This window comes from Thermogymnomonas acidicola, assembly GCF_014646795.1.
Lineage (GTDB): Archaea > Thermoplasmatota > Thermoplasmata > Thermoplasmatales > Thermoplasmataceae > Thermogymnomonas > Thermogymnomonas acidicola.
In genome coordinates, this window is the sequence record NZ_BMNY01000001.1 from 1127154 (window position 1) to 1151099 (window position 23946).

Consider the following 23946-nt stretch of genomic DNA (forward strand, 5'->3'; position numbering starts at 1 on the left):
GGTGGACCGGTCCGAAGGTGGTGTTACCGTCTTGCCTGATTAACTTGAGAGACGACCAGGGCCGGTATGGCCCTTCCTGTTTGAACCGTCCCCACGGGAGGCCTGGCACACTGGTTGCCCAGTCTGCATGGAGTGGCACACCTCCACGGAATCCCCAGGGGAGAGTTTAAATTACTGCCTTGATATTTGAGGCCCAGAATGGAGAACAGGAAGTCCAACTTCAGCGAGTGGTACAACGAGATCATAGACCTGGCAGGCCTCAGCGACAAGCGCTACCCCGTGAAGGGCATGAACGTGTGGCTCCCCTACGGCCTGAAGATAATGCAGCACATAGATACGATAATAAGAAGGGCCGTGGACAGCAGGGGCATGCAGGAGGTCAGCTTCCCGCTCCTCATAACCCGTGACCAGCTCAGCGTTGAGTTCGAGCACGTGGCGGGCTTCGAGAACGAGGTCTTCTGGGTTACCAGGGGAGGGAAGCAGCCCCTGGAGGTGGAGATGGCCCTGCGTCCCACCAGCGAGGCCGCCATGTACTCCATGTTCCCGCTCTGGATACGCTCTCACTCCGACCTGCCGCTCCGGATATACCAGATAGTGAACGTATACCGCTACGAGACGAAGCACACACGCTCCTTCATCAGGATAAGGGAGATACACTTCTTCGAGGCCCACACGGCCCACAGGGACTACGAGGACGCGGAGAGGCAGATGCGCGAATACATTGACATATGGAACGAGATAACCGATGCTCTGTGCCTCCCCTACAGGATCGACAGGCGCCCGGACTGGGACAAGTTCCCGGGCGCAATGTACACTCTGGCCTTCGACACGGTCATGCCGGGGGGCAGGACGCTGCAGATCGGCACGATACACCAGTACGGCGAGAACTTCTCCAGGAACTACGGAATAGTGTACGATGATGAGAGGGGCGAGCACCACTACGTCTCCCAGACCACATTCGGCATGAGCGAGCGCCTCCTTGCGGCGGTGATAGGCATACACGGCGATGACCAGGGCCTGATACTGCCGCCTGACATAGCGCCCGTGCAGTTCATAGTGGTACCGATACCTTCCGATAGGGTGGACACGCTCTCATTCGCCAGGGACGTGGCTTCCAGGGCCTCCGCCCTGGGCTACAGGGTAAGGGTGGATGACAGGGACAACTACACCCCAGGGTACAAATACAACGACTGGGAGATGCGCGGCGTGCCTGTGAGGATCGAGATAGGCGAGAGGGAGGTCTCGGAGGGGAAGGTCACCCTGGCTCTCAGGAGCATAAGGGGCAGGAGGTCGTTCCCCCTGGGCGAGATGCAGGAGAACCTGAGGAAGGCCCTCGCTGATGTCAAGGAGGAGATCATGAGGCGGGCCAGGGAGCACTTCCTCTCCATGACAGTGGAACTCAACGACATGAAGGAGGCCAGGGGGAAGTCAGGGCTGGTCTCTACCTTCTGGTGCGGCTCCAAGGACTGCGCCGACGCCCTGGAAAGGGAGGCCGAGCTCCAGGTCCTCGGGACCGTGGAGAACGAGAAGAAGAGGGGGAGGTGCGTGGTCTGCGGCCAGGACGGCCTCCTCACAACAGTGGGCAGGCCTTACTGACCGGGCATCACGGTGTGCACGCGTGCAGCACGGCCTCCGCGCTGGCCGTGGGCTGCATGCACTCCGTGGAGGTGCACAGGTAAACCAGGGGCCTGTCGGACACCGGTATGGTCTCCGTTTTGGGCAGGTCCACCTGGCCGGAGTGCAGCAGAACGAACAGGTTCGGCCTGAAGGCATTGAAGAGTTTCCTGTGGAGCTCCTCCCAGCCGCCTCCTGTTGAGGAGATGACCGCACAGTATGTTCGGGAGCGCAGCAGGTCCAGGGCCATCAGGGCAAAGCAGTGGTACTCCGGCCCCCTCTCGATCTCGGCCCTGAAGCACCCCAGCGCCCTGGAGGCCATATCAGCATATTCCTCCCTGCCCGTGAGAGAGTACAGGGCAGCGAGCACGTACGATGCCACGGAGTTTCCGGACGGCACCGCACCGTCATAGGCCTCCTTCATCCTCACCAGGTTGCCCTGGCCCTCCCTGCTCCTGAAGAAGCCGCCACCGTTGCTGTCCCAGAAGAGGCCATTCATCTCTTCCACAGTGCGCACCAGCCTGTCCAGGAAAGCGGTTTCCATGGTGCTCTCGTATGCCATGAGGAGGGCCAGGGACAGGTATGCGTAATCGTCGAGGAACGCGGGCACGGAGGCCTCGCCGTCCCTGTAGGAGTGCATGAGGACGCCGCCCTTCACCATGTACCTGTCTATGGCGGATATTATCTCCAGGCCCCTGTCCCTGAACACGGTATCTGATGTGGCCCTGAAGGCCATGAGGTACGCTGCAGCAAGCAGTGCGTTGTTATCCGTTAAGGCCTTGTCATCGGTGGCCGGCCTCACCCTCTTCTCCCTGGCCTCCAGGAGCTTCCTCCTCCACCCCTCTATCCTCCCGTCTCTCTGGAGCGGCGAGAGGGAGAAGAGTATGTTCCTGCCAGTGTTCCTGCCCGTGGCCTCCTCTAGGTAGTTGCCCTCCTCCCTCACGCTGAAGGTGGAGGCGAAGTCAGCATACTCGCTCCCCAGAATGGACTTCAATTCCGCCGAGCTCCATGTGTAGAACTTCCCCTCCTGCCCCTCGCTGTCCGCATCGATTGCGGTGAAGTAATACCCCGGGCCCTTCATCTCCCTCTGCAGGAACCCATCGACCTCGTATATGGTCTCCTTAAGATCATTGTCGCCCGAGGCCCAGTAGGCCCAGGAATAGGCCATCATGAGCATGGCCTGGTCGTAGAGCATCTTCTCGAAGTGCGGTATCACCCACGCCTGGTCCGTGGAGTACCTGTGGAACCCGTGGCCAACCTGGTCGAATATGCCCCTCCACCTTATGGTCCTGAGGGTCTCCCTGGCCATCCTCAGGCTGTTGGCATCGCCGGTTCTGAAGTAGTTGAGCACCAGGAACATGAGGTTGTGGGGCGTGGGGAACTTTGGTGCTGACCCGAAGCCGCCGTTCACCTCGTCGTACGAAATGGCCAGGGCCTCGGCAGCCCTCTGGATCACGTACGGGTCGATGTCGCCTCCTCCCGATGGTGCCCTGGAGCGCAGCTCCTTCAGTATTTCATCTGCCCTGCCCTCCAGTTCGTCCCTCCTCTCCTGCCAGAGCTCCCTCACAGCCCTGGCGAAGTCGATTATGCCCATCTGGCCGCGCCTGCTCACCCTGGGTATGTAGGTGAGCGCGAACAGCGGCTTCCCGGACGGGGTGAGGACAACGTTCAGTGGCCACCCCCCGGAGCCGTTGGCCAGCTGGCAGAACATCATGTAGGTGGCATCTATGTCTGGCCTCTCCTCCCTGTCCACCTTGATGCACACGAACGTCCTGTTCAGCTCGCTGGCCACCTCCGGGTCGCTGAAGCTCTCCCTCTCCATGACATGGCACCAGTGGCACGTGGAGTAACCTATGCTCAGGAACACAGGCTTATCCTCCCTCCTGGCCCTCTCGAATGCCTCCTCCCCCCACGGGTACCAGTCAACAGGGTTATCCGCGTGCATCATCAGGTACGGGCTCTTCTGGCCCGCAAGGTGGTTCGGCGTCCCTCACACCCCCTCCTGAATCGGTATCATAGATCCACAGCCGGCATGCTGTTCCTCTCTATTATAAGTTTCCGGACCCTCCCGCTGAGCACGAAGGACCCGATCGCTATGACCTCAAATGTCCTGTTGTCCACCACGCTCAGCGACGCGTTCCTCACCTCTATGCCGTAGGACTCTTCCTCACCAAGGCCCATCACGCTGGCCAGGTAGGCCCTTATGGGGAAAGCATGGCTCACCACTATGCTCGCCTCGCTCATGCTGTCAATGGCCTCATGCATCCTCTCAACGTGCGAGGCCCAGCTCTCTATGGGCATCTCCTCCCTGGGCCCCCAGGGGATCTCATCCGCCCTCATGCCCGCATAGGGCCCCATGTCCGTCTCCCTGAGCCTGGCATCCACCTCCACGCTGAGGCCGAGGTGGCTTGCAATGATCTCCGCGGTCTCCACGGTCCTGAGCAGCGGGCTGCTGTAGACCCTCCTGAAGCCCAGGCCCGCAAGTGTCCTGGAGATGAATAGGGCCTGCTCCCTCCCGCGCTCCGTGAGGTGGTACTTGCCCTCCTCGTGAGTGACAATATTCAGGACGTTCGCCTCGCTCTCCCCGTGCCTGACCAGTGCTATGAGGGCCATGGTACCGTATCGCGGGGGTGGATTTACCACTATCTGAACCCTGAATCCGGAGCCTGGGCAACCATAATATACAGAAAAGTGTATATTCAAATATGGATGAAGAGAAGGGCATACTGCCCACAGGCGAGTATTACACACCGCACATGAACAGGTACCGGGAAGTCTACGAGAGGTCCCTGCGCGAGCCGGAGAAGTTCTGGTCGGAACAGGCCCAGGTACTGGATTGGTTCAGGACATGGGACAGGGTGCTGGACGATTCAAACCCCCCATTCTACAGGTGGTTCGTGAACGGCAAGCTCAACGTGTCATACAACTGCCTGGACAGGCACCTGAAGCAGCACAGGAGGAACAAGGCCGCATACATATGGGTGGCGGAGAACGGAGAGGAGAAGATAGTCACATACGACGGCCTGTACCGGCGGGTGAACAACTTCGCCAGGGCCCTGCAGGACCTAGGTATAAGGAGAGGAGATAGGGTCGTCATATATTTGCCCATGATCCTAGAGGCGCCCGTGGCCATGCTGGCCTGCGCCAGGATAGGTGCAGTGTTCTCATTCGTCTTCGCGGGCTTCGGTGCCCAGGCCCTTGCCGACAGGATAAAGGACTCCGAGGCAACGATGGTCATAACCGCCGACGGAGGCTTCAGGAACGGGAAGATAGTGGAGCTGAAGAAGACCGTGGACGAGGCCCTGGAAATGACCTCTACCGTTAGGACAGTGGTCGTTGTGAAGCGCACAGGCCATGAGGTGAACATGGAGGAGGGCCGGGACGTCTGGTGGCACGACGTTGTCAAGGACGGGATGAACTACGTGGAACCGGAGTGGATGGACGCCAACGACCCGCTCTTCATACTCTACACCTCGGGCACGACTGGAAAGCCCAAGGGTGCCCTGCACGGCAACGGCGGCTACTCGGTCTGGGTGGCGAACACGCTGAGGTGGGCCTTCGACCCGCAGGAGGACGACAGGTGGTGGTGCGCCGCAGACATAGGCTGGATCACGGGCCACAGCTACATCGTGTTCGCACCCCTGATCCTGGGCCTCACCTCCATAATGTACGAGGGCTCGATCACCTACCCGGCCCCTGACAGGCTCTGGGAGATAGTCGAGCGGTACAGGGTGAACATCCTCTACACCTCGCCCACAGCCATAAGGACACTGATGAGGTACGGGGAGAAGTACCCGAAGATGCACGACCTCTCGAGCCTGAAGACCCTGGGCACAGTCGGCGAGCCCATAAACCCTGCTGCCTGGAAGTGGTACTACGAGAACATAGGCGGCTCCAGGTGCCCGATAATAGACACATACTGGCAGACGGAGACCGGAGGCTTCATGATATCGCCGCAGCTGGGCCTGGGACTCGTGCCCCTGAAGCCAGGGTCAGCCACGTTCCCGATGCCTGGCGTCGACCCGGTGGTTGTTGACGAATCGGGGAGGGAGCTGCCGCCGGAGCAGAAGGGCTACATAATATACAGGAGGCCCTGGCCCGGCATGTTCCTCACACTCTACAGGGACCCGGAGAGGTTTAAGAAGGTATACTTCGAGAGGTTCCCCGGCAACTACTTCTGCGGCGACTACTGCGTGAAGGACAAAGACGGCTACTACTGGCTCCTGGGCAGGGCAGACGAGGTCCTGAACGTGTCCGGCCACCGCCTGGGCACCATCGAGGTGGAGGACGCGCTCATCTCGTACAAGGAGGTGGCTGAGGCCGCTGTGTTCGGCAGGCCGGATCCGGTGAAGGGAGAGGTCATCGTTGCGTTCGTGGTTATAAAGGACGAGTTCGCGCACGACAGGGACGTGGTGCAGAGGATAAGGAAGAGGATCAGGGAGGACCTGGGGCCAATATACGTCCCGGAGGAGATACACGTGGTCACTAAGCTGCCCAAGACAAGGAGCGGGAAGATAATGAGGAGGGTCGTGAAGGCGGTGGCCCTGGGACAGCTGCCCGGGGACATAAGCACCCTTGAGGATTCGGCATCCGTGGAGGAGATAAAGACCGCAATAGAGGAGTTCAGGAGGCAGGCCCAGAGCGCGTCCTGAGGCCCTGGGCCCCCAGATTTTTTCGGGGGATTCCGGAAAGCATGTCAGTCCACCATTTTCTGAAGCTCCTGGGAGACGGGATGGATCTGCCTATGCAGCCAGCAAAGCCCTGTACTTAAACGTCCCTGACCATTATCATGTAGGGCATTGAGAGCCTCCTGGCCAGTTCACCGTCCACGTCGTCCCTGTCCCCCACAATGAATGACCTGGAGAGGTCTATGCTGAGTTCCCTGGCGGCCCTCTCCACCAGGCCGGTGGCAGGCTTCCTGCAGCTGCACCCCTCCTCGGGCCTGTGTGGGCAGTAATACACAGCGGTGACCCTCACACCCCTCTTCCTGAGCGAGGACAGGAGGTGGGAGTTGAACTCCTCCATCTCCTCGACGGAAAAGTACCCCCGTCCGATGCCGGACTGGTTGGTCACTATGACGATCATGAAACCCAGGGACTGGAAGAACCCCATCACCTCCACCGCGTCTTCATAGATATGGAGGTCCCTGGGGTCGTGGCAGTAGGGGCAGTCCCTGTTTATCGTCCCGTCCCTGTCTATGAAGAGAGCAAGCTGCACCGGATCTGGAATGTCAAAGTGTTTATTCCCTTTTCCCATCGGTGGTTGTGAAGGAGATCCAGGTGATTAAGGACGTCTTCATCTCCGACCTCTACTGCCTCTACCTCAGGGACGAGAATGCCTGCGTCATATCGGACCTGCACCTGGGGTTCGAGGAGGAGATGAACCTCCACGGCCTCTTCCTGCCCAAAATGCAGAGGGAGCATGTGGAGGGCCTGGTGGACAGGATCATCGAAAGGTACTCGCCGGAGAAGATCATAATCAACGGGGATTTCAAGCAGGAGTTCTCCAGGAACCTGCCCCAGGAGTGGGAGGACATACTCCACTTCATAGACCGTTACCAGGGGACAGTGGAACTGGTCTTCGTGAGGGGGAACCACGACAACTACCTCCAGACCATCCTGTCGAGGAGGGGGATCAGGATGCACGAGGCGTATGAGACGGACAGGTACTTCATCTACCACGGAGACAGGGACAGGGGCCTGAAGAAGATAACGATCCTGGGCCACGAGCACCCATCGGTGGTGCTGAGGGACAAAGTAGGGGGAGTCTTTAAGATGCCCGCCTTCCCGGTCAATGCGGAGCAGGGAGTCATAATCACTCCATCAATGAGCTTCTACTCCTCAGGCACGGACGTGCTCACGTCCCTCATATCTGAGGAGCACTTCACCCCGGCCCTCAGGAAGGTCGATCCGAAGAAGTTCAGGATATTCTCGATATCTGAGGAGTTCGGGATAATAGACATGGGTTATCTGGGTGACATGGGTTCTGTGCAGGGGTAGTCACTATCTGTTGAAATGAAGCGGTGTCAATTTCAGTCTCTCCTGAGTCCCTTTTAAGGTAATCCTGGACAGCTTTCCCCGTTTTCCCTGGAACCTTGAATCACACAGGGGCTCCATTCTAATAGCGATATTTTAGGCCCGTTACTGCTTGCAGATCTATTTCTTATCTTTCAACCCTACTAAGGTTCTATTTTACACATGAGAGGCAAAAGGTCCGCGATTGCCCTCAAACTTTCAATCCTACTAAGATTCTATTTTACCCTCCGTAGAAAGGTGGTTCGAGGATGACATGGTGAACTTTCAATCCTACTAAGGTTCTATTTTACATATTTTTGTGTTCCTGGGATTGTCCGTGAAGTCCTCCTTTCAATCCTAATAAGGTTCTATTTTACTTGCCAGGCGCGTTAGGAAGGCATTCCATCTTTTCGACTTTCAATCCTACTAAGGTTCTATTTTACTATCTTTGAAATTAATCGTATCAGTTCAGCATAATTAGGCACGAGACCCTTGAATCCTTACTTAGGGTGCCCTGGGGGTTCTGAAAAGATCTTGGCTTTCTGCGCACCAGGTTCTGGAATTCTAAGGGAATTATGTTATCCTGGCTTTCTATGTACCGAGAAAACCTGAGATGTCTATGATCTTGGTCAAGTTATCAGATACCAGGTAATTCTTTGATTTTCCTGATCTATAACTTCTTATGAGCCCCATTTGCTCAAGGGAGTTCAGCCTCATCTGGATCAGCCTCAGGGAAATCCTCCAATGCTCCTCCAGGGATCTATGGACAAATCTCAGTATTTCGTTACTAGACTGGCTGCCGGAAGCAATGGCCTTCAGTATCATTTTGTCCATATGGTCAAGGTAAACGTAGCTGTAATAAGGCCTCAGATCGATGAAAGAGAATATGGATATGTTGCTCTCTTCCCCGAGATCCTTGAGTGATTGTTCCCTCCTCTCAACCACGTGTCCCACGAGGAGCGAACCCTTCCTCAGTCCCCAGAGGATAGCTGATGCAGCGAACACGGAAGGTCCTGCGCTCAAGTTGACGAGACAAGACTCGTCTTTTATCTTATCGAGATGGCCCATACTCTCTCTGATATCCCAGATATTCCTCAGAGTGACTTCTCGTACCTCGAACCCGGACCAATCCTGCCTAAGAACTCTGTCAAGTGCTGACCTTACAGATGAATACCTGGCGAACTGCTCAGCACTCAGGTCCTCATCCTTGCTGTGGAACAGGTGTATGGTCCCGGAATCAAATTGAAATGCCTTATGGGCCTGCTCAAAGAATCCTGCTACGAGGTGTTTCTGGAATCCCACGAATGAGACCACTGAGATTTGCTTCCTCCTTTCCGGATCATGTTTCAACGAAGAAATTTTTTCGTCCATCCGCACCGAATAGTTTATATCAAACCTAGATAATATTCTTATCGGTATGAAAACAGCATTGATCACCATGGAGCGCACCTCAGGCAAGATGATCCCGTACGAGTACAACTACTACCTTGCAATGTCCCTCTATTCTAGGCTCGGTATCTACCAGCAGAAGGTAAGGCCCCTGCATGTGCCTTCTAGCTTCTCGGTTTTCACCTTCAGCAACATAATATCCAGGGATGTTTCGACCGGCATCAACGGCCTGAAGATAGACAGGGGGTTCCTTGTCTTCAGGACTCTGGACGACAGGTTGCTGGAGTACCTTAAGCTTGGGCTGGCCCTTAACCCGGTACTCAAGATCGCGGATACAAGCTTTACAGTGAAGTCAGTGAAGGAGGTAGAGCAGAATGAGATGCAGGGAGAACTCGAGTTCAGGACCCTCTCGCCCGTTCTGATCAGGGACTTCAGTGATGGCAGGAAATATGTTGTTGACCCCGATAGGATCGAGGAGAACCTGAACCTCACAACTGAATGGTTTCTGAAGAACAAGCTGGGCGTGCAGGAGCCCCGGGTGAAGATCGAGATCTTCAAATCGCACAGGAAGACTGCAAGGATCTCTTCGAACGCAGGAAAAAACTCAATAACGACATGCTTTAACCTCGCCGGAAAGATAACGGGAAACCCATCGGACATATTGCTCCTCTACTACCGGGGCCTGGGATCGAAGACAGGCCTGGGTCTGGGGTGCTGGGAGGTGAGCTGAATGGAAGAGACGAATGTAAGGGCAGATCCCAAACAGTACAGGGAACCGTCGGTCCAGAGTGCGTACCAGTGGTTCGTGGAGAAGGTGGTGGCGCGCATATGGAACGAAGAGGATTGGAACCAAACGGCGAAGGGTGGCGAATGGGAAGACCCTTCACGGGCATCATGGGAGAGGAAGTACGACCTCCCGTACATAGGCCACATCCTCTCGGGAGCCCAGTGTGCCCTGAAGATACTCGACACCTTTCTCAGCAACCCTGCAATGAACCCAGACCTCATTGAGAGGATCAAGAATAGGGTTGAGAGAGGGCCCACGGATCCAAGCGCCGATGGCAGGGGGGACTGGCGCCTTCAGCTGTCGTTCAGGCTGAAGAGGGCACTCCTCGGCTACCTATTCCATGACTACGTCAAGCTCACGGGTGACGATTACAGGATGAAGGATTCTAGGGACAGCCTCTCCGACCTTGTGAACATGTACTTCCATGATACACTCAGCGAGGTGTCGATGTCGACGGACGACATCTATCAGATCGCATTCTCAACGGAGGAGGACACGAAATTCAATGCCCTGAGTTCCAGGGTGCAGGTCAATCCTATGCTTACCTTTGAGTCTGGTTTCTCATCGCTTGCCGACAAGATATCCAGCAAATTTGCCGAGCCCCTGAATATAGCATCCGACCAGTGGTTCAGGAGCCTAAAGTTCCTGGAGGTGAACCTCTTCACAGATTACTCTGTATTCAAGACGCCGCTGGGCTCAACGTACTTTGTCGCTGTGACAGACCTCCTGAGAAACACAGTAGTGGAGATCATAAGTTCCTCTGGTGGCCACTACCTCTGGAGCACTCCGGATGCCATATACTACATTGCCAGGTCGAGGATAAGCATCGAGCCAGAAAAGGTGGCGGAGAGCCTAGCTGAGTACATCTCTGGCCAGATGATGGAGATCGCGGACAGCATAGAGTTCACAGATAGGAGGATCAACATCCCTGGAAAGCAGATGGTCTACATCACTGAGGAGGTTCTGCGGGAGGTCGCTGGCAAGCCTGAAAAGCTGAAACAGGCCCTCAGGCCTGAGGATAAGCCTGTGCCGCAGGATGCCATGGAAGCGCTTGCCAGGTACCGGGACGTAGTGAACCGTGAGTTCAAGGGAGACCTGGAGGTTAGCCTCACTCCCCGTGGCTCCAAGCCGCTGAGCTACAGGAACCTGACTGAAGGTGTGAGTGACCTAATATCCGACACGGAGAAGATGAAAAAAGTAATACTTATACGAATAGTTCAGCTCATAGGCTCCCAGGTCAGGGAGGGGGAGTTCGAGAAAGTCAAGGAACTGCTTGACTCTCTCTGCAGCTTGGAAGGCGGAAACGCTGTCATCAATGCCCTCCTGAGGGAAACAAAAGAGGTTAACAAGAGGAAAAATCCGCTTCTAATCCCGCTGGTAGTTGCCCTGTCCGGCCTAGACGGGAAGGCGGTTGCAGCCGAGATCGGCATTCCCGACGACCTAGCTGTACAGGCCTCTGGAATAGACTGGCACGCCCTTGCAGCAGAGGTCTCAAGAGAGCTGTCCTCAGAGACGTCAGAGACAGGGTTCAAGGATAACCTGCTGAAAATCGTCAGAATAATCCTGGGCCCATCCTCTGTGGACCTTCCGGATGTGCCCGACAAGAGGAACATGTCCATGATAGATGGATACCCGGGAGAGACGGAGGCCATAAAGGAAAACCTGTACGGGCTGAGGACAAACGCGATATTCACGAACAGGGTCGTCACCTCCGCCATCCAGAACTCCCTTGTTGACGGGAGGTATGTGCTCGAATCTTTCCTAAGGAAAAAGCTCGGGCTGGGCGAATCCAGAGAAGGGTCGGTCTTTGTGTTCTTCGATTTCCCGGGCCCAATACCCTTCTTCGACCTCTACAGGATCCTCAACTACCTGGCCAGCAACCAGAAGGCGGAGAACTGGGCGGCAGAGAGGATAGATGAAATAGTGGTCTCGCTTCGCAGGAGGAAAGGGCCCCTCCGGCAGGACACCTCATACTTCTTGGCTGTGGACCAGCCTGAGACGACATCGGATGCCCTAAGGCTGTACGAGGAAGCCATAAGACTGGCTTCAGGCACCAAGCTGAGGGTGCAGGTAATAGATTCTCACTCTCCACCGGCCCTCCAGCAGAGGGAGATCTTCAACTACGCAGTGAACAACTTTGTCCTGGATGAACTTGGCATCTCCAGGGTAAGGTACAACAAGCTGCAGGAGGTGCTGGCTTTCCTTGAGGACATCGGGTTCCTGGCCAACATATCAAGGAGCTCATCGAAGAACAGGTACGACCAGGAGGCAGAGATACTGAGGGAGTTCATCAGGGAACCAATCAGCCTCTTCTCGTACTGCATGGACGCCGTCAGGAGCCAGGAGAACAGGGGCGAGTCGGGCAGGGGTTCGTCTTCCAGAAGGTTCAGGTTCCCGCCCCACCTGAAGGCCAAGGTGGAACTGTATGCGGAGAGGGGCTTTGGTGGAGTGAAAGGAGGTGTGAGTGTGGAAAGCGTGAAGAAACTTGCGAGGATAGCAAGGGAGCTCTGGCCGCCAAGATTCGACATGAGTGGCTCTCAGAGGTCCTGGATGCTGAGGGAGAGTCTTGACGTGCTAGAGAAGGCTCTTTCAGAAACTGTGGTGGGAGCAAAGGAAAAAGTGGATCTAGGGAACTACCTGGAGTTCGTGGAGGGTCACCTCTACAAAGGCCTCCAGGCTGAGAGGGACAAGCCGGACTCGAAGCACTATGTTCGGTTGGACAGCGAGAAGATAAGGGAGTTCTCCAGGACGTTCCTGGAGATGATAGAAAAGGACTTCCACGGTCGCCCACCGACCGGTAACATGAAGTCCTACCTGATCGATGCGTTCGAGTTTGAGTACGTGATGGGAGAATGAGGGAGGTTGAGTAAAAATGAAGAGTGTGTCAGAAGCTGTTGAGGCAGGCCTGCTGAAGAAATCAGTGGGCGATCTGGATCTGAGGAGGAACAGTGGGCTGTTCATGAAGGTGGCTGTGGTCTCGGAGACCAAGTCATTCTTTATATGCAGGAACAATGAACCGACTGAGACCACATCGGAAATGTTCTTCGGGTACGACAGGGTAGTCGTTCCTGGTCCCAAGTGGAGGGGCGCGGAGCGTGGCACAGCCCTCACACTGTTCAGGTGGGCTGGCGCAGTGCCGGAGAACTACCACAGGAATGCGGTGAGCGCAAAATCGCTGCTCAAGAACCCGGTGAGCCTGATATATGGAGACTCCAGCACAGGTAGCGGGAGGGAGGCAGCATCTATAGCGTCCAGGTGCTACTATGACTGGTCCTACAGCTACGAGCCCATGGGTGCCATCACCGAGAGGCTGACCCACAACTCCCTTTCGGATACAGGCACCATCCTGATGGATGAGCAGGGCAACGTGCAGAGGAACGCAATATACAACACACAGTACGTGAAGCCTGGCGTGAAGTTCGTGCGCTTTATATCGCTCGAAAACGCATCGCTGGACATGCTGAAGGTGGTCATCGCAACCACCCTGAAGACCACAAGGTACGGCGCAAGGACATCGATACTCGGGGACAACATGCAGAACACCGTTGTCGCGGTGGGATTCTCGAAAGGCGACAGGGGGGTGACCTCTTACTCCGTAATGGAAGAGTGCTGGGAGAGCGGCTCCTGGAACCCTGAGAAGACCATCATCGAGCAGATGCAGGCAGCCTACGGTGACAGCCTCCTTACGGGAGAGGGCCTGGAGAATCTGATTTCGGACGCAAGGCATCTGGCAGCAAACAGGGACGAGCTCAGGACTGTGGCGGAGCAGATGATATCCAAGATGGAGCAGGACTGGGCAGAATTCTGGAGGTCACAATGAGGGTACGCGGTGTAAGGCTCACGGTGCTGGAGCCGGTTAACTACTACTACCAGCCAAGTGGGAGGGGCAACAGGACCTCCCCATTTATCGGGGACATAGCCCTGAAGTACGCCATGCTGCACCAGCTAGGGGTGGGCGAAGCCCCGGAGCCGGGGAAGTTCGTGCCGAACTATTCGGAACTGAGGGAATACAGCTTCTGGTTCTCCGTGGCCGTGCCCGGGTACCTTGCTGGAATGGATAGCAGTTACACGGAGTTTTTCAAGCAGATAACGAGGAACACGATGCAGGGCATCGACTACAACGGCTCAAACCAGCACCCCCTGATAAAGGTCGGTGGCATAATGTACAAGAACTTCTACTTTCAGCAGCCAATGAAGCCCGGCAACCGTTTCTATGCCCTGATCCTTGACGACGGCCGCTGGGAACTGCCAAACGTTCTGAGGGTGGGCACGGGTAAGACCGGCATGCTGAAGGTGGAGGAAATAGAACCGGAGAAAATGAGGTGCTACCTGAACCTCTACACGCTGACAAAGATACTCTCAGTGAAGCGCGAAGCGCTGAAGGGGAGGGAGTTCAGCTACTCGGAGCACGCCGTGATCCAGTACTTCGTCGTTGGCCCGGTGACCGTGGAGGAGTTCAGGGACCTCTACTCAGAGGGCGTGTCATGGCATGCCAGCTGATAGAATCGGGAGAGGAATACGTTGACCGTTCCTTCCAAGAAATAGTGGCTGGTTTCCTGGATTCAAAGAAAAACATACTCGTGCTGCAGGCCCCCACAGGGGCGGGCAAGACCAGGGCCTTCTCAAGGCTCTACAGTGACGTTTACAGGAGTTTCATAGTGATGCCGAACAACGTCCTGATCGACCAGAACTTCAGGGAGTTCAGCGCCAGCATGACAGGCGTCGAGAGGATCACTGCATCTTCAGTGCGCGAGAACGCTGTGAAGTGGAATCTCGGCAGGGAATACACCATAACGAAGATGGTCTCCAACTCAACGCTGGTCTTCACGAACCCCACCCTCCTCCTATTCATACTGACGAACTTCTACAGGCCACCCCGGTCCCGGTCGGACCACATTTCACACCTCGTTATCGAGGGGCTTAGGTGCATAGTCCTGGACGAGTTCCACGTGTACAGCAGGGACCAGAAGTACCGGCTGCTGGCACTCATCTCACTCCTACGCAGGAAGATCAAGTTCCTGATCAGCTCCGCAACGCTTGAGGAAGAGGTCGTAAGCGTTCTCAGGGGACTGGTGGGCGATGACGAGATCGAGATAGTGAACGTGGAGAAGGCCGGCAGTGATTTCATACGTGGCCCCATTGGGTACGATCTCCACCCTGAGGGGGCCCTTGACACCATCAAACAGCACCTGGACGACATTAGGGAGGGGAAGTGGTTCCTGATACTGGACAGCATCAGGGATTGCATCCAGGCAAGGGACATGATGGTTGAGAGGGGGATTTCACCCGGAGATATCTGCCTGCTCAACCGAATGGACCTATCAAGGTGGAGTGACAGGGAGGCTGCCCTCGGAAATTGCTTCAGCAAGAGGATAGTCATTGCTTCAAACATAGTTGAGCAGGGCCACAACCCGCCGCGGGACTTCATGAACTTCATCATTTCCCGGGGATACTACGGCCACAACCTGAGGCAGAGGGCGGGCAGGGTCGGGAGGGGCATCAGGGAGAGGAGCCGCCTGATAATAGCAATGGGAGACCAGGCCATCATTGACAGGGCCATGGGCAAGATAGCGGACGGGATGAACGTTGTCGAGAGGCTATCACAGGAGATCGGAGAGGAAGGAACAAGCCTGAAGCCAGAGATCGTGGGGATATACGCTGGTGTGCTGCTGCAGTTCTTCACGAGGGACGCCAGGGACACGCTTGTGGAGGAGTCCGTCTCTGCCAGTGACAGCAGGTTCGGGACCGGAGTCAGGAGGTCCTTGGCTGCAGTGGCAAAGATCAACGAGATGAGGAAGAAGGCGGAGGTGGAGGAGTGCGAGGAGCTCTCCTGCTTCTGCAGCTGGTTCTCCGATTACATGGACACATTCAGGTACTTCATAGGAGACAGGGAGGAGATCAACTTCATGATGGGCGACAGTAGAGATGGGGCCAGCGAACAGTACAGGTATGATGCCCTCTGGCTCATGCAGAACGCGGATTACCTGAAGACTGAGCATGGCATTGTGGTAACCGGCCTTAAGGATAAGCCGGACCGGGGCTTCGACGTGAGGATAACAGGACTCCCATACACGGATGTGTCTACCAGGGAGGTGAGCATGACCTTCCAGGAGATATACGGAAAGGAGAGGCGGGAAATGCTGGACAGCCTGGAGAGAGCGTTCAGGTTCCTCAACGCATGCGGCGGGCTGCCCACACAGGCAAAAGATCTCGTGAAGGCCATAGTGAACGTCACCGGGTATCCAGAGAGGCTGAGTTATCGGGTGCAGCTTGGGAGTTGAGAGGTTGAGGCCAGAGGAGATAAGGGGCACAGACGTGAGCTATTCACAGATCTGCGACAGGCGCCTCTGGCTATCGGTACACAACATATACATCACGGATGGCACGGAGTTCGTAATGGAAGGGAAGTACCTGGCAGAGAACAGGGAACACCCAGGATTCTCGAGGGTGAAAGTGGGCTCCAACGTCATCGACAACCTTGAGATCCTGCCCGATGGCACCGCCCTGGTGCATGAGTACAAGAGGGGCAGGAAGGCCCTCAAAGCAGACGTGCTCCAGCTTGCCCACTACCTCAACTGCCTCCTTTCAGGTTACGGCGTGGAGGCCAGGGGAATACTTCACCTCACTGGCTCAAGGAAGGTGGTGGAGATAGCCCTGCCTGAACACCTTCAGGAACTTCAGGAAGCGTACCGGAAGATCGAGAGTATGACTGTCTCTGAAATACCCCAGGCGAAGAGGAACTGGTTCTGCAGGAGGGGTTGCAGCTACGTAGAGTTCTGCTGGGGAGGGAGGTGAGGGACTGAGGCCATACTACATAAATTCCAACGGCATCATTTCAAGGAAAGACGAGAGCCTTGTACTGAAGAGCAGGGACGGTGAATCCGAGATACCGCTCAACGATGTTGATTCGCTGGTGATCACAGGCAACGCAACCCTAACGAAGCCGGCAATCCAGCTCCTATCCAGGGCAGGGATACCTGTGTTCCTCATGACTTCTTCAGGCAGGTACATATCGAGCATCCTGCCAGAGAACTACCTGATAAGCGGTAAGGTGCGGATCATGCAGTTCTCTAGGTTCCTGGACCCGGGATCGAGGATGCACCTCGCCAGGGCCTTCGTTATAGGTGCAGCCAGGAACTACAACGTGAACCTGAGGCGTCACGGGGCACCCAGGATCAGGGTGAGCTTCCGTGATGTCCTGTCAGCCACCGATATCCCGGGACTGATGGGGATCGAGGGAAACATAGCGGATTCTTACTTTGATTCCCTGGACACAGTGCTGCCAGAAGAGTTCAGGATCGGAACCAGGAGCAGGCGGCCACCGATGTCCTTCGGAAACGCGCTCATAAGTTTCGTGAACTCCCTGATCTATTCCACGGTTTCCTCTGAAATATTCTGCACACACCTTGACCCTACAGTCAGCTTCTTACACGAGCCGTCCACATCCAGGACCAGCCTGGCCCTAGATGTGGCTGAAATATTCAAGCCCATACTTGGCCACTCTGTAATAGTGTCAATGATAAGGAGGAAGGAGCTCAAGCCAGACAAGCACTTTGTGTCCAACGGCGGAGTGTTTCTGAACGAAGCCGGGAGGCGGATGGTGCTCAGCAGGTTCAGTGAAGAGATGGAAAAGACAGTATATTCAAAATCGCTAGCGAGGTACGTTTCGAACAAGCACATCATCAGGCTCGAGCTGTACAAGCTGGAGAGGTACATCCTTGAGGGTGAACCATACAAACCTTACGTTGCGAGGAGATAGGCATGTTCGTTGTCCTTGTCTATGATGTCAATGCCTCAAAGGATGCGAGGATATCCAAGATCTGCAAACCTTACCTTTTACACATTCAGAACTCTGTTTTCATGGGTGATATAACTTTGGGAAACCTGAGAATACTGCTGGATAAACTGAAGGGTGAGATTGATAGAGAGAGCGAGGTTCTCGATATATTTATCCTGAGGAGCAGGAAAACGGTGCGCAGGATAACTATCGGCGAGAGCAGAGTTAGACATGAGAACGTGATATGAGACGGAGTAATCCATGCCTAGAGCAGAACATCTATGGATAATGTCAAATGTCACTGTGTGAACTTTTGATCTTCACTGTAGGATGGCCGGAGCTCAATTTCCTCTAGTCTTTTTCAAGTTCTATTTTCCTGCCCAACAAGCATACTCCTAGACTGGAGCATGAATGCGCTTTCAATCCTACTTAGGTTCTATTTTACTTCATTCGATGGACAAATAATGAACATGTCCTATTGCCTTTCAATCCTACTTAGGTTCTATTTTACTATCTCAATAAGGATCTTACCGCCCGTGTCATCCGGCTTTCAATCCTACTTAGGTTCTATTTTACTATCTGGTCGTGTGCCGTCTTCTTTTCCATTTTTTTTCTTTCAATCCTACTTAGGTTCTATTTTACTTGCACCTGTGTGGGAAGAGGTCCTAAAGTTCATATTCTTTCAATCCTACTTAGGTTCTATTTTACATCGGCCCCGGATCTTAGCTTTCCACTTCTCCTTCTCTTTCAATCCTACTTAGGTTCTATTTTACTTTGTTAACAACAAAAAAGCTATCAGTATCAGTATAAATCTTTCAATCCTACTTAGGTTCTATTTTACGTTTCTTACCGACCCAGTCCAGAACCCAGAACGAAACCTTTCAATCCTACTTAGGTTCTATTTTACCATCCCAGCCATGGGCATGAAGGAGTTTCGGATACTTTTCTTTCAATCCTACTTAGGTTCTATTTTACCTTTATCTTCCAGAATCTCTCTTTTGATTCTTTGAGAACTTTCAATCCTACTTAGGTTCTATTTTACCCTGCGATCAGTACGGCTGTCCGGGAGGCATCCCCAACTTTCAATCCTACTTAGGTTCTATTTTACTATTGCACTTGCAATCCTTCTGCATGCAGTATGGAACTTTCAATCCTACTTAGGTTCTATTTTACCTGCATATTGCGGCTCATTTTCCTCTGAATAAGACTTTCAATCCTACTTAGGTTCTATTTTACATAGAATACGAAGCGGAGGCAGAGGCATGAAATTCTACTTTCAATCCTACTTAGGTTCTATTTTACTCATGATTGCACCTGCATCAAAAAGTGTGATAAAGCCTTTCAATCCTACTTAGGTTCTATTTTACAATTTGATTGGCTGGGGTTGTCTCAATATTATGTTACTTTCAATCCTACTTAGGTTCTATTTTACCCTTTTTTCCGAATTTCGTACCACCAATACGAATTTCGCTTTCAATCCTACTTAGGTTCTATTTTACCCAAAATTGCTACATGCCCATGGCTGGGATGAAAAAGGGCTTTCAATCCTACTTAGGTTCTATTTTACAGACCCCCGGCCTCTAGGAGATCCGGGATTAGATGGCTTTCAATCCTACTTAGGTTCTATTTTACCAGCCCTCGGGGGCGCAGCCCTGAAATGGTATGGCAAACTTTCAATCCTACTTAGGTTCTATTTTACGAGGAGGTCGTCGAGGAAGTCATTGAGGCCATAGGATCTTTCAATCCTACTTAGGTTCTATTTTACCACTGCGATCCAATGGAGCGGGCTAACATTATTTTCTCACTTTCAATCCTACTTAGGTTCTATTTTACATGATTTTCAATCTGGATAAGATATCGACCGTCACCTTTCAATCCTACTTAGGTTCTATTTTACCCCTGCGCCCAGGCAGTTGGAATAGCATGCACCATTCTTTCAATCCTACTTAGGTTCTATTTTACCCAAACTGACCTGGAACGACGAGGATCGAATAGTTGGCTTTCAATCCTACTTAGGTTCTATTTTACTCAAACTATCCGATAAAAAATTGAGACCCCCACTATTTCTTTCAATCCTACTTAGGTTCTATTTTACCGATTTGTACAGGAAAAAAACCGGTCGATCAATAGCCCTTTCAATCCTACTTAGGTTCTATTTTACCTATTCGAACAGGACTCGCAAGATTTCTGGCACGGCCTCCTTTCAATCCTACTTAGGTTCTATTTTACGATGCTGGCCTACATCGAGGGAATAGAGCCCGAATATCTTTCAATCCTACTTAGGTTCTATTTTACACTATAGGATTGGCAAAGTCCATAAGATTGGACGTAGCTTTCAATCCTACTTAGGTTCTATTTTACCCCCCCTCGTTTCCGTCGATTCGGAGGACATTTGGCTTTCAATCCTACTTAGGTTCTATTTTACTGCATCCTCTCGATATTCTCTCGACTGACTCGATAGAACTTTCAATCCTACTTAGGTTCTATTTTACTCGAGGGAGGACGACGAAATTTTTTCTTCGCCGAGCCTTTCAATCCTACTTAGGTTCTATTTTACATCGTGGTTCTCATCTTATGGCCATTCTTATCGATCTTTCAATCCTACTTAGGTTCTATTTTACCTCGATCCGGTTGCATTGACGAAGCCGAAGACGAATTTCTTTCAATCCTACTTAGGTTCTATTTTACTTCGCCTCAGGGCCAGCGGGACAGTGTACGCGACCATCTTTCAATCCTACTTAGGTTCTATTTTACCAGAAATTAAAGCGATTATCGAGAGCGCCGATTGTTCCCTTTCAATCCTACTTAGGTTCTATTTTACCTATTCGAACAGGACTCGCAAGATTTCTGGCACGGCCTCCTTTCAATCCTACTTAGGTTCTATTTTACGCGTCTGTGTGCGACAAAAGATATAAATAAAAAATGGCTTTCAATCCTACTTAGGTTCTATTTTACATGGAGAAAGGGAGACAATAGGGTCAGATCGCTTCTCTTTCAATCCTACTTAGGTTCTATTTTACCTGCAACTGACCATCTGGTTGTCAAGCTGACACAGTCACTTTCAATCCTACTTAGGTTCTATTTTACTCTCAAGCATTTCTGGAAATGGGGCTCAATCTTCGTCCTTTCAATCCTACTTAGGTTCTATTTTACTCTCCATTGATCGGGCCCAACCCCCTCTTTTTCCTTCTTTCAATCCTACTTAGGTTCTATTTTACTCGACCCGTCACAATAAAAATAAGTGGTCATAATGGTCTTTCAATCCTACTTAGGTTCTATTTTACGACATCAAACAGGAGATCGAGGAGGCTAAGGAGGATCTTTCAATCCTACTTAGGTTCTATTTTACCCCTCCATAATAGAGAAGGCCCGCTCCCTAGGAATTCTTCTTTGAATCCTACTTAGGTTCTATTTTACACGTAGACCTAGAAGGTGAGTTTGATGAGTAGTGTACCTTTCAATCCTACTTAGGTTCTATTTTACATCTGATGCAAATTGCCCCCTCTCGTATCGGCTTCCCACTTTCAATCCTACTTAGGTTCTATTTTACTTTTTATCACCATTATGAAAATGCCTTCCTATCTTTTCTTTCAATCCTACTTAGGTTCTATTTTACTTTTCTCTCTATCGATCTGTAATTCCTCATTGTTTTCTTTCAATCCTACTTAGGTTCTATTTTACTGCCTACCACATAATTACAATTCGTGCATAAAATTCCTTTCAATCCTACTTAGGTTCTATTTTACTACACTTTTTGAACTTGCAGAGAGTATCAGTAGAACTTTCAATCCTACTTAGGTTCTATTTTACAAATGAAAACCTTTTTATCCATGGGTGCAGGCGTGCACTTTCAATCCTACTTAGGTTCTATTTTACAGGCCCTCGATGAGAAAGAGATCGGAAAGGCCCTTCTCCTTTCAATCCTACTTAGGTTCTATTTTACCTGGCCCTAGCAGGGGCCGGTCTGAAATGGTATGGCAAACTTTCAATCCTACTTAGGTTCTATTTTACCAGGCGCACCGGCGGTCGCTTGGAGCGTGACGGTCTTTCAATCCTACTTAGGTTCTATTTTACAAGCGCCTCGTTAAGTACCTCGTCCTCGTTATAGACTTTCAATCCTACTTAGGTTCTATTTTACACAAGATTGAAAAGATAGAACCGGATTGGGATGCAATCTTTCAATCCTACTTAGGTTCTATTTTACGTAGTTATGCATATGTAGAAATCGAAATACCTGAATACTTTCAATCCTACTTAGGTTCTATTTTACACAGCGGGGCAATAGAGCCTAAAGAGTACTTTTCTTTACTTTCAATCCTACTTAGGTTCTATTTTACATCATTTACATCGTTGTTAATATTGGCCTCATTATCTTTCAATCCTACTTAGGTTCTATTTTACCCGACGTGTTCCACTTATTCGGGAAGTCCCCGAGTGCTTTCAATCCTACTTAGGTTCTATTTTACTTCCGATGGATTCTGCTCCCATGCCGATATCTGAGCTTTCAATCCTACTTAGGTTCTATTTTACACAGATGTAAACCTCAGAGATCAGTATATAAACGACTTTCAATCCTACTTAGGTTCTATTTTACATAGTTTGGGGTGTTTCTGCACCTGCATCAGCTTTTAACTTTCAATCCTACTTAGGTTCTATTTTACCTTACATTCGTACATTTTACCACCCTCCTATAATACTTTCAATCCTACTTAGGTTCTATTTTACTCCTTTTAGGAAATTTTTGCTTTTCCTCCTCGTTTAACTTTCAATCCTACTTAGGTTCTATTTTACGCAGCCACGACAACAGTGAAAGCGAGCCAGAAATTACTTTCAATCCTACTTAGGTTCTATTTTACCTAATCGTCTCAATTCTAATCATTTTGGGCAATTTGTCCTTTCAATCCTACTTAGGTTCTATTTTACTCCTCGGATACACGAATTATGTGACGACGGGCTATGCTTTCAATCCTACTTAGGTTCTATTTTACTAATTTATAAAAAAACTGTATATTATTGCACAATTGCTTTCAATCCTACTTAGGTTCTATTTTACTCTTTGGTTTCGTCAATGCCGAGGGCTCCTCGACCTCCTTTCAATCCTACTTAGGTTCTATTTTACGCCTTCGAGAAATCCCTAGGTCAGAGGAGGAGACCCACTTTCAATCCTACTTAGGTTCTATTTTACTCCTTATCTCTAACAGTTACAGCTGACGGGCATGCTTACTTTCAATCCTACTTAGGTTCTATTTTACTTGAACAATCTTACTTTCATAAGCAACTATGTAAACTTTCAATCCTACTTAGGTTCTATTTTACCTTACTCACAGGAACGCCAATTATGAACAGACCTTATGCTTTCAATCCTACTTAGGTTCTATTTTACTGGATCTCATGACGCTGACCATGAAGGCAGAAGAAGCTTTCAATCCTACTTAGGTTCTATTTTACTCGTCGACCTCGACCTCCTGTTATGCCCTGCAGGGCCCCTTTCAATCCTACTTAGGTTCTATTTTACTTGATTGAGGTTCCTGTCAGTCCCGAGACGTTCCTCTTTCAATCCTACTTAGGTTCTATTTTACCCGCAGAATAGCCATATCGAAGAAGGACCATTTCAGGCCTTTCAATCCTACTTAGGTTCTATTTTACGAGACTAATGCGGCGTGGACTGTCCAATTTCCGAACCTTTCAATCCTACTTAGGTTCTATTTTACATATGGGGCCAGCCGTTCCCTTGCGCCTCGAGGACCCACTTTCAATCCTACTTAGGTTCTATTTTACCCCAATTCGGTTCCTTTTTCTTTTCCATTCGGTTTTCTTTCAATCCTACTTAGGTTCTATTTTACTTTTTTTTTTATTTTTGTTGGGACGCCTGAACTTCCACTTTCAATCCTACTTAGGTTCTATTTTACGCCGAGGTACGCCATCTTTTGAATGACCGACTGATCTTTCAATCCTACTTAGGTTCTATTTTACTTGCCGCTTATAAGTGTTTTTGAGCTAAATCAATTCTTCTTTCAATCCTACTTAGGTTCTATTTTACTCTCATGAAATGTACCATTGGTACAACGATTTCAGACTTTCAATCCTACTTAGGTTCTATTTTACTTGATTGGAGGTGAAAAGAAATGAATAAGATACAAACTTTCAATCCTACTTAGGTTCTATTTTACGTCCTGGCTGGCCTTCCTGGCTGGCCTTCCTGACCGTCTTTCAATCCTACTTAGGTTCTATTTTACCCTACGATATGAACTACATATCGAGGGTGACGAAAGCTTTCAATCCTACTTAGGTTCTATTTTACACCATATAAGCGTAATTCAAACTTTTTTTCGGGATCTTTCAATCCTACTTAGGTTCTATTTTAC

General features: G+C 51.5%; 15 protein-coding genes and 1 CRISPR repeat array. Of the genes, 11 read left to right on the forward strand and 4 right to left on the reverse strand.

Features of this window, described 5'->3' with window-relative positions; translation table 11 throughout:
• Positions 1 to 198: 198 nt before the first annotated feature.
• Positions 199 to 1596 carry a proline--tRNA ligase gene (gene proS, locus IEW66_RS05845; RefSeq protein ID WP_188681071.1) on the forward strand — a complete coding sequence of 466 codons (1398 nt, stop codon included), beginning with the start codon at positions 199 to 201 and terminating at the stop codon, positions 1594 to 1596.
• Positions 1597 to 1603: 7 nt separating this feature from the next.
• Here the strand turns inward: proS and IEW66_RS05850 are convergent, their stop codons facing one another.
• Together IEW66_RS05850 and IEW66_RS05855 are read right to left on the reverse strand one after the other, a co-directional pair.
• On the reverse strand, positions 1604 to 3562 hold the full coding sequence (locus IEW66_RS05850) for a thioredoxin domain-containing protein (protein ID WP_188681073.1): 1959 nt from the start codon (positions 3560 to 3562) through the stop codon (positions 1604 to 1606).
• A 65-nt stretch (positions 3563 to 3627) separates the two neighbouring features.
• Complete coding sequence (locus IEW66_RS05855; protein WP_188681075.1) at positions 3628 to 4227, reverse strand: histidine phosphatase family protein; 600 nt, start codon at positions 4225 to 4227, stop codon at positions 3628 to 3630.
• A gap of 92 nt (positions 4228 to 4319) precedes the next feature.
• Here IEW66_RS05855 and acs point away from each other — a divergent pair, with 92 nt between their 5' ends.
• Positions 4320 to 6266: an acetate--CoA ligase gene (acs, locus tag IEW66_RS05860; protein WP_188681077.1), complete on the forward strand. Its 1947-nt coding sequence runs from the start codon at positions 4320 to 4322 to the stop codon at positions 6264 to 6266.
• A gap of 115 nt (positions 6267 to 6381) precedes the next feature.
• Here acs and IEW66_RS05865 read toward each other — a convergent pair whose 3' ends face one another.
• Complete coding sequence (locus IEW66_RS05865; protein WP_229657514.1) at positions 6382 to 6831, reverse strand: D-glycero-alpha-D-manno-heptose-1,7-bisphosphate 7-phosphatase; 450 nt, start codon at positions 6829 to 6831, stop codon at positions 6382 to 6384.
• Between the two features lie 47 nt (positions 6832 to 6878).
• Between IEW66_RS05865 and IEW66_RS05870 the strand changes: the two genes are divergently transcribed.
• Positions 6879 to 7613, forward strand: a complete 735-nt coding sequence (locus IEW66_RS05870) for a metallophosphoesterase (protein ID WP_188681081.1) — start codon at positions 6879 to 6881, stop codon at positions 7611 to 7613.
• A 606-nt stretch (positions 7614 to 8219) separates the two neighbouring features.
• On the opposite strand, the gene IEW66_RS05875 is transcribed toward IEW66_RS05870, so the two are convergent.
• The gene (locus IEW66_RS05875; protein ID WP_188681083.1) at positions 8220 to 9068 is read right to left on the reverse strand and encodes a hypothetical protein; all 849 of its coding nucleotides are present in this window, start codon (positions 9066 to 9068) and stop codon (positions 8220 to 8222) included.
• Between IEW66_RS05875 and cas6 the strand changes: the two genes are divergently transcribed.
• The 8 genes from cas6 to cas2 are packed head-to-tail and all read left to right on the forward strand — an operon-like array spanning position 9067 to position 17829.
• Complete coding sequence (cas6, locus tag IEW66_RS05880) at positions 9067 to 9747, forward strand: CRISPR-associated endoribonuclease Cas6 (protein ID WP_188681084.1); 681 nt, start codon at positions 9067 to 9069, stop codon at positions 9745 to 9747. The two genes, IEW66_RS05875 and cas6, sit on opposite strands and share 2 nt — an antisense overlap.
• Positions 9748 to 12660 (forward strand): hypothetical protein, encoded by a 2913-nt coding sequence (locus tag IEW66_RS05885; protein ID WP_188681085.1) that lies wholly within the window; start codon positions 9748 to 9750, stop codon positions 12658 to 12660.
• Between the two features lie 16 nt (positions 12661 to 12676).
• Positions 12677 to 13624 carry a type I-D CRISPR-associated protein Cas7/Csc2 gene (cas7d, locus tag IEW66_RS05890; RefSeq protein WP_188681086.1) on the forward strand — a complete coding sequence of 316 codons (948 nt, stop codon included), beginning with the start codon at positions 12677 to 12679 and terminating at the stop codon, positions 13622 to 13624.
• On the forward strand, positions 13621 to 14304 hold the full coding sequence (gene cas5d / locus IEW66_RS05895) for a type I-D CRISPR-associated protein Cas5/Csc1 (RefSeq protein ID WP_188681087.1): 684 nt from the start codon (positions 13621 to 13623) through the stop codon (positions 14302 to 14304). The genes cas7d and cas5d overlap by 4 nt, the downstream gene beginning before the upstream one ends.
• On the forward strand, positions 14289 to 16085 hold the full coding sequence (locus IEW66_RS05900; protein WP_188681089.1) for a DEAD/DEAH box helicase: 1797 nt from the start codon (positions 14289 to 14291) through the stop codon (positions 16083 to 16085). The genes cas5d and IEW66_RS05900 overlap by 16 nt, the downstream gene beginning before the upstream one ends.
• Entirely contained in the window at positions 16075 to 16599 is a 525-nt protein-coding gene (locus IEW66_RS05905; RefSeq protein WP_188681091.1) for a Dna2/Cas4 domain-containing protein, read from the forward strand. Before IEW66_RS05900 ends, IEW66_RS05905 begins: the two co-directional genes overlap by 11 nt.
• A 19-nt stretch (positions 16600 to 16618) precedes the next feature.
• Positions 16619 to 17563, forward strand: a complete 945-nt coding sequence (cas1b, locus tag IEW66_RS05910; protein ID WP_306789768.1) for a type I-B CRISPR-associated endonuclease Cas1b — start codon at positions 16619 to 16621, stop codon at positions 17561 to 17563.
• 2 nt (positions 17564 to 17565) lie between these two features.
• Complete coding sequence (cas2, locus tag IEW66_RS05915) at positions 17566 to 17829, forward strand: CRISPR-associated endonuclease Cas2 (protein WP_075056796.1); 264 nt, start codon at positions 17566 to 17568, stop codon at positions 17827 to 17829.
• A 168-nt stretch (positions 17830 to 17997) separates the two neighbouring features.
• A CRISPR array of direct repeats spans positions 17998 to 23946; the repeat unit is 29 nt; unit sequence CTTTCAATCCTACTTAGGTTCTATTTTAC.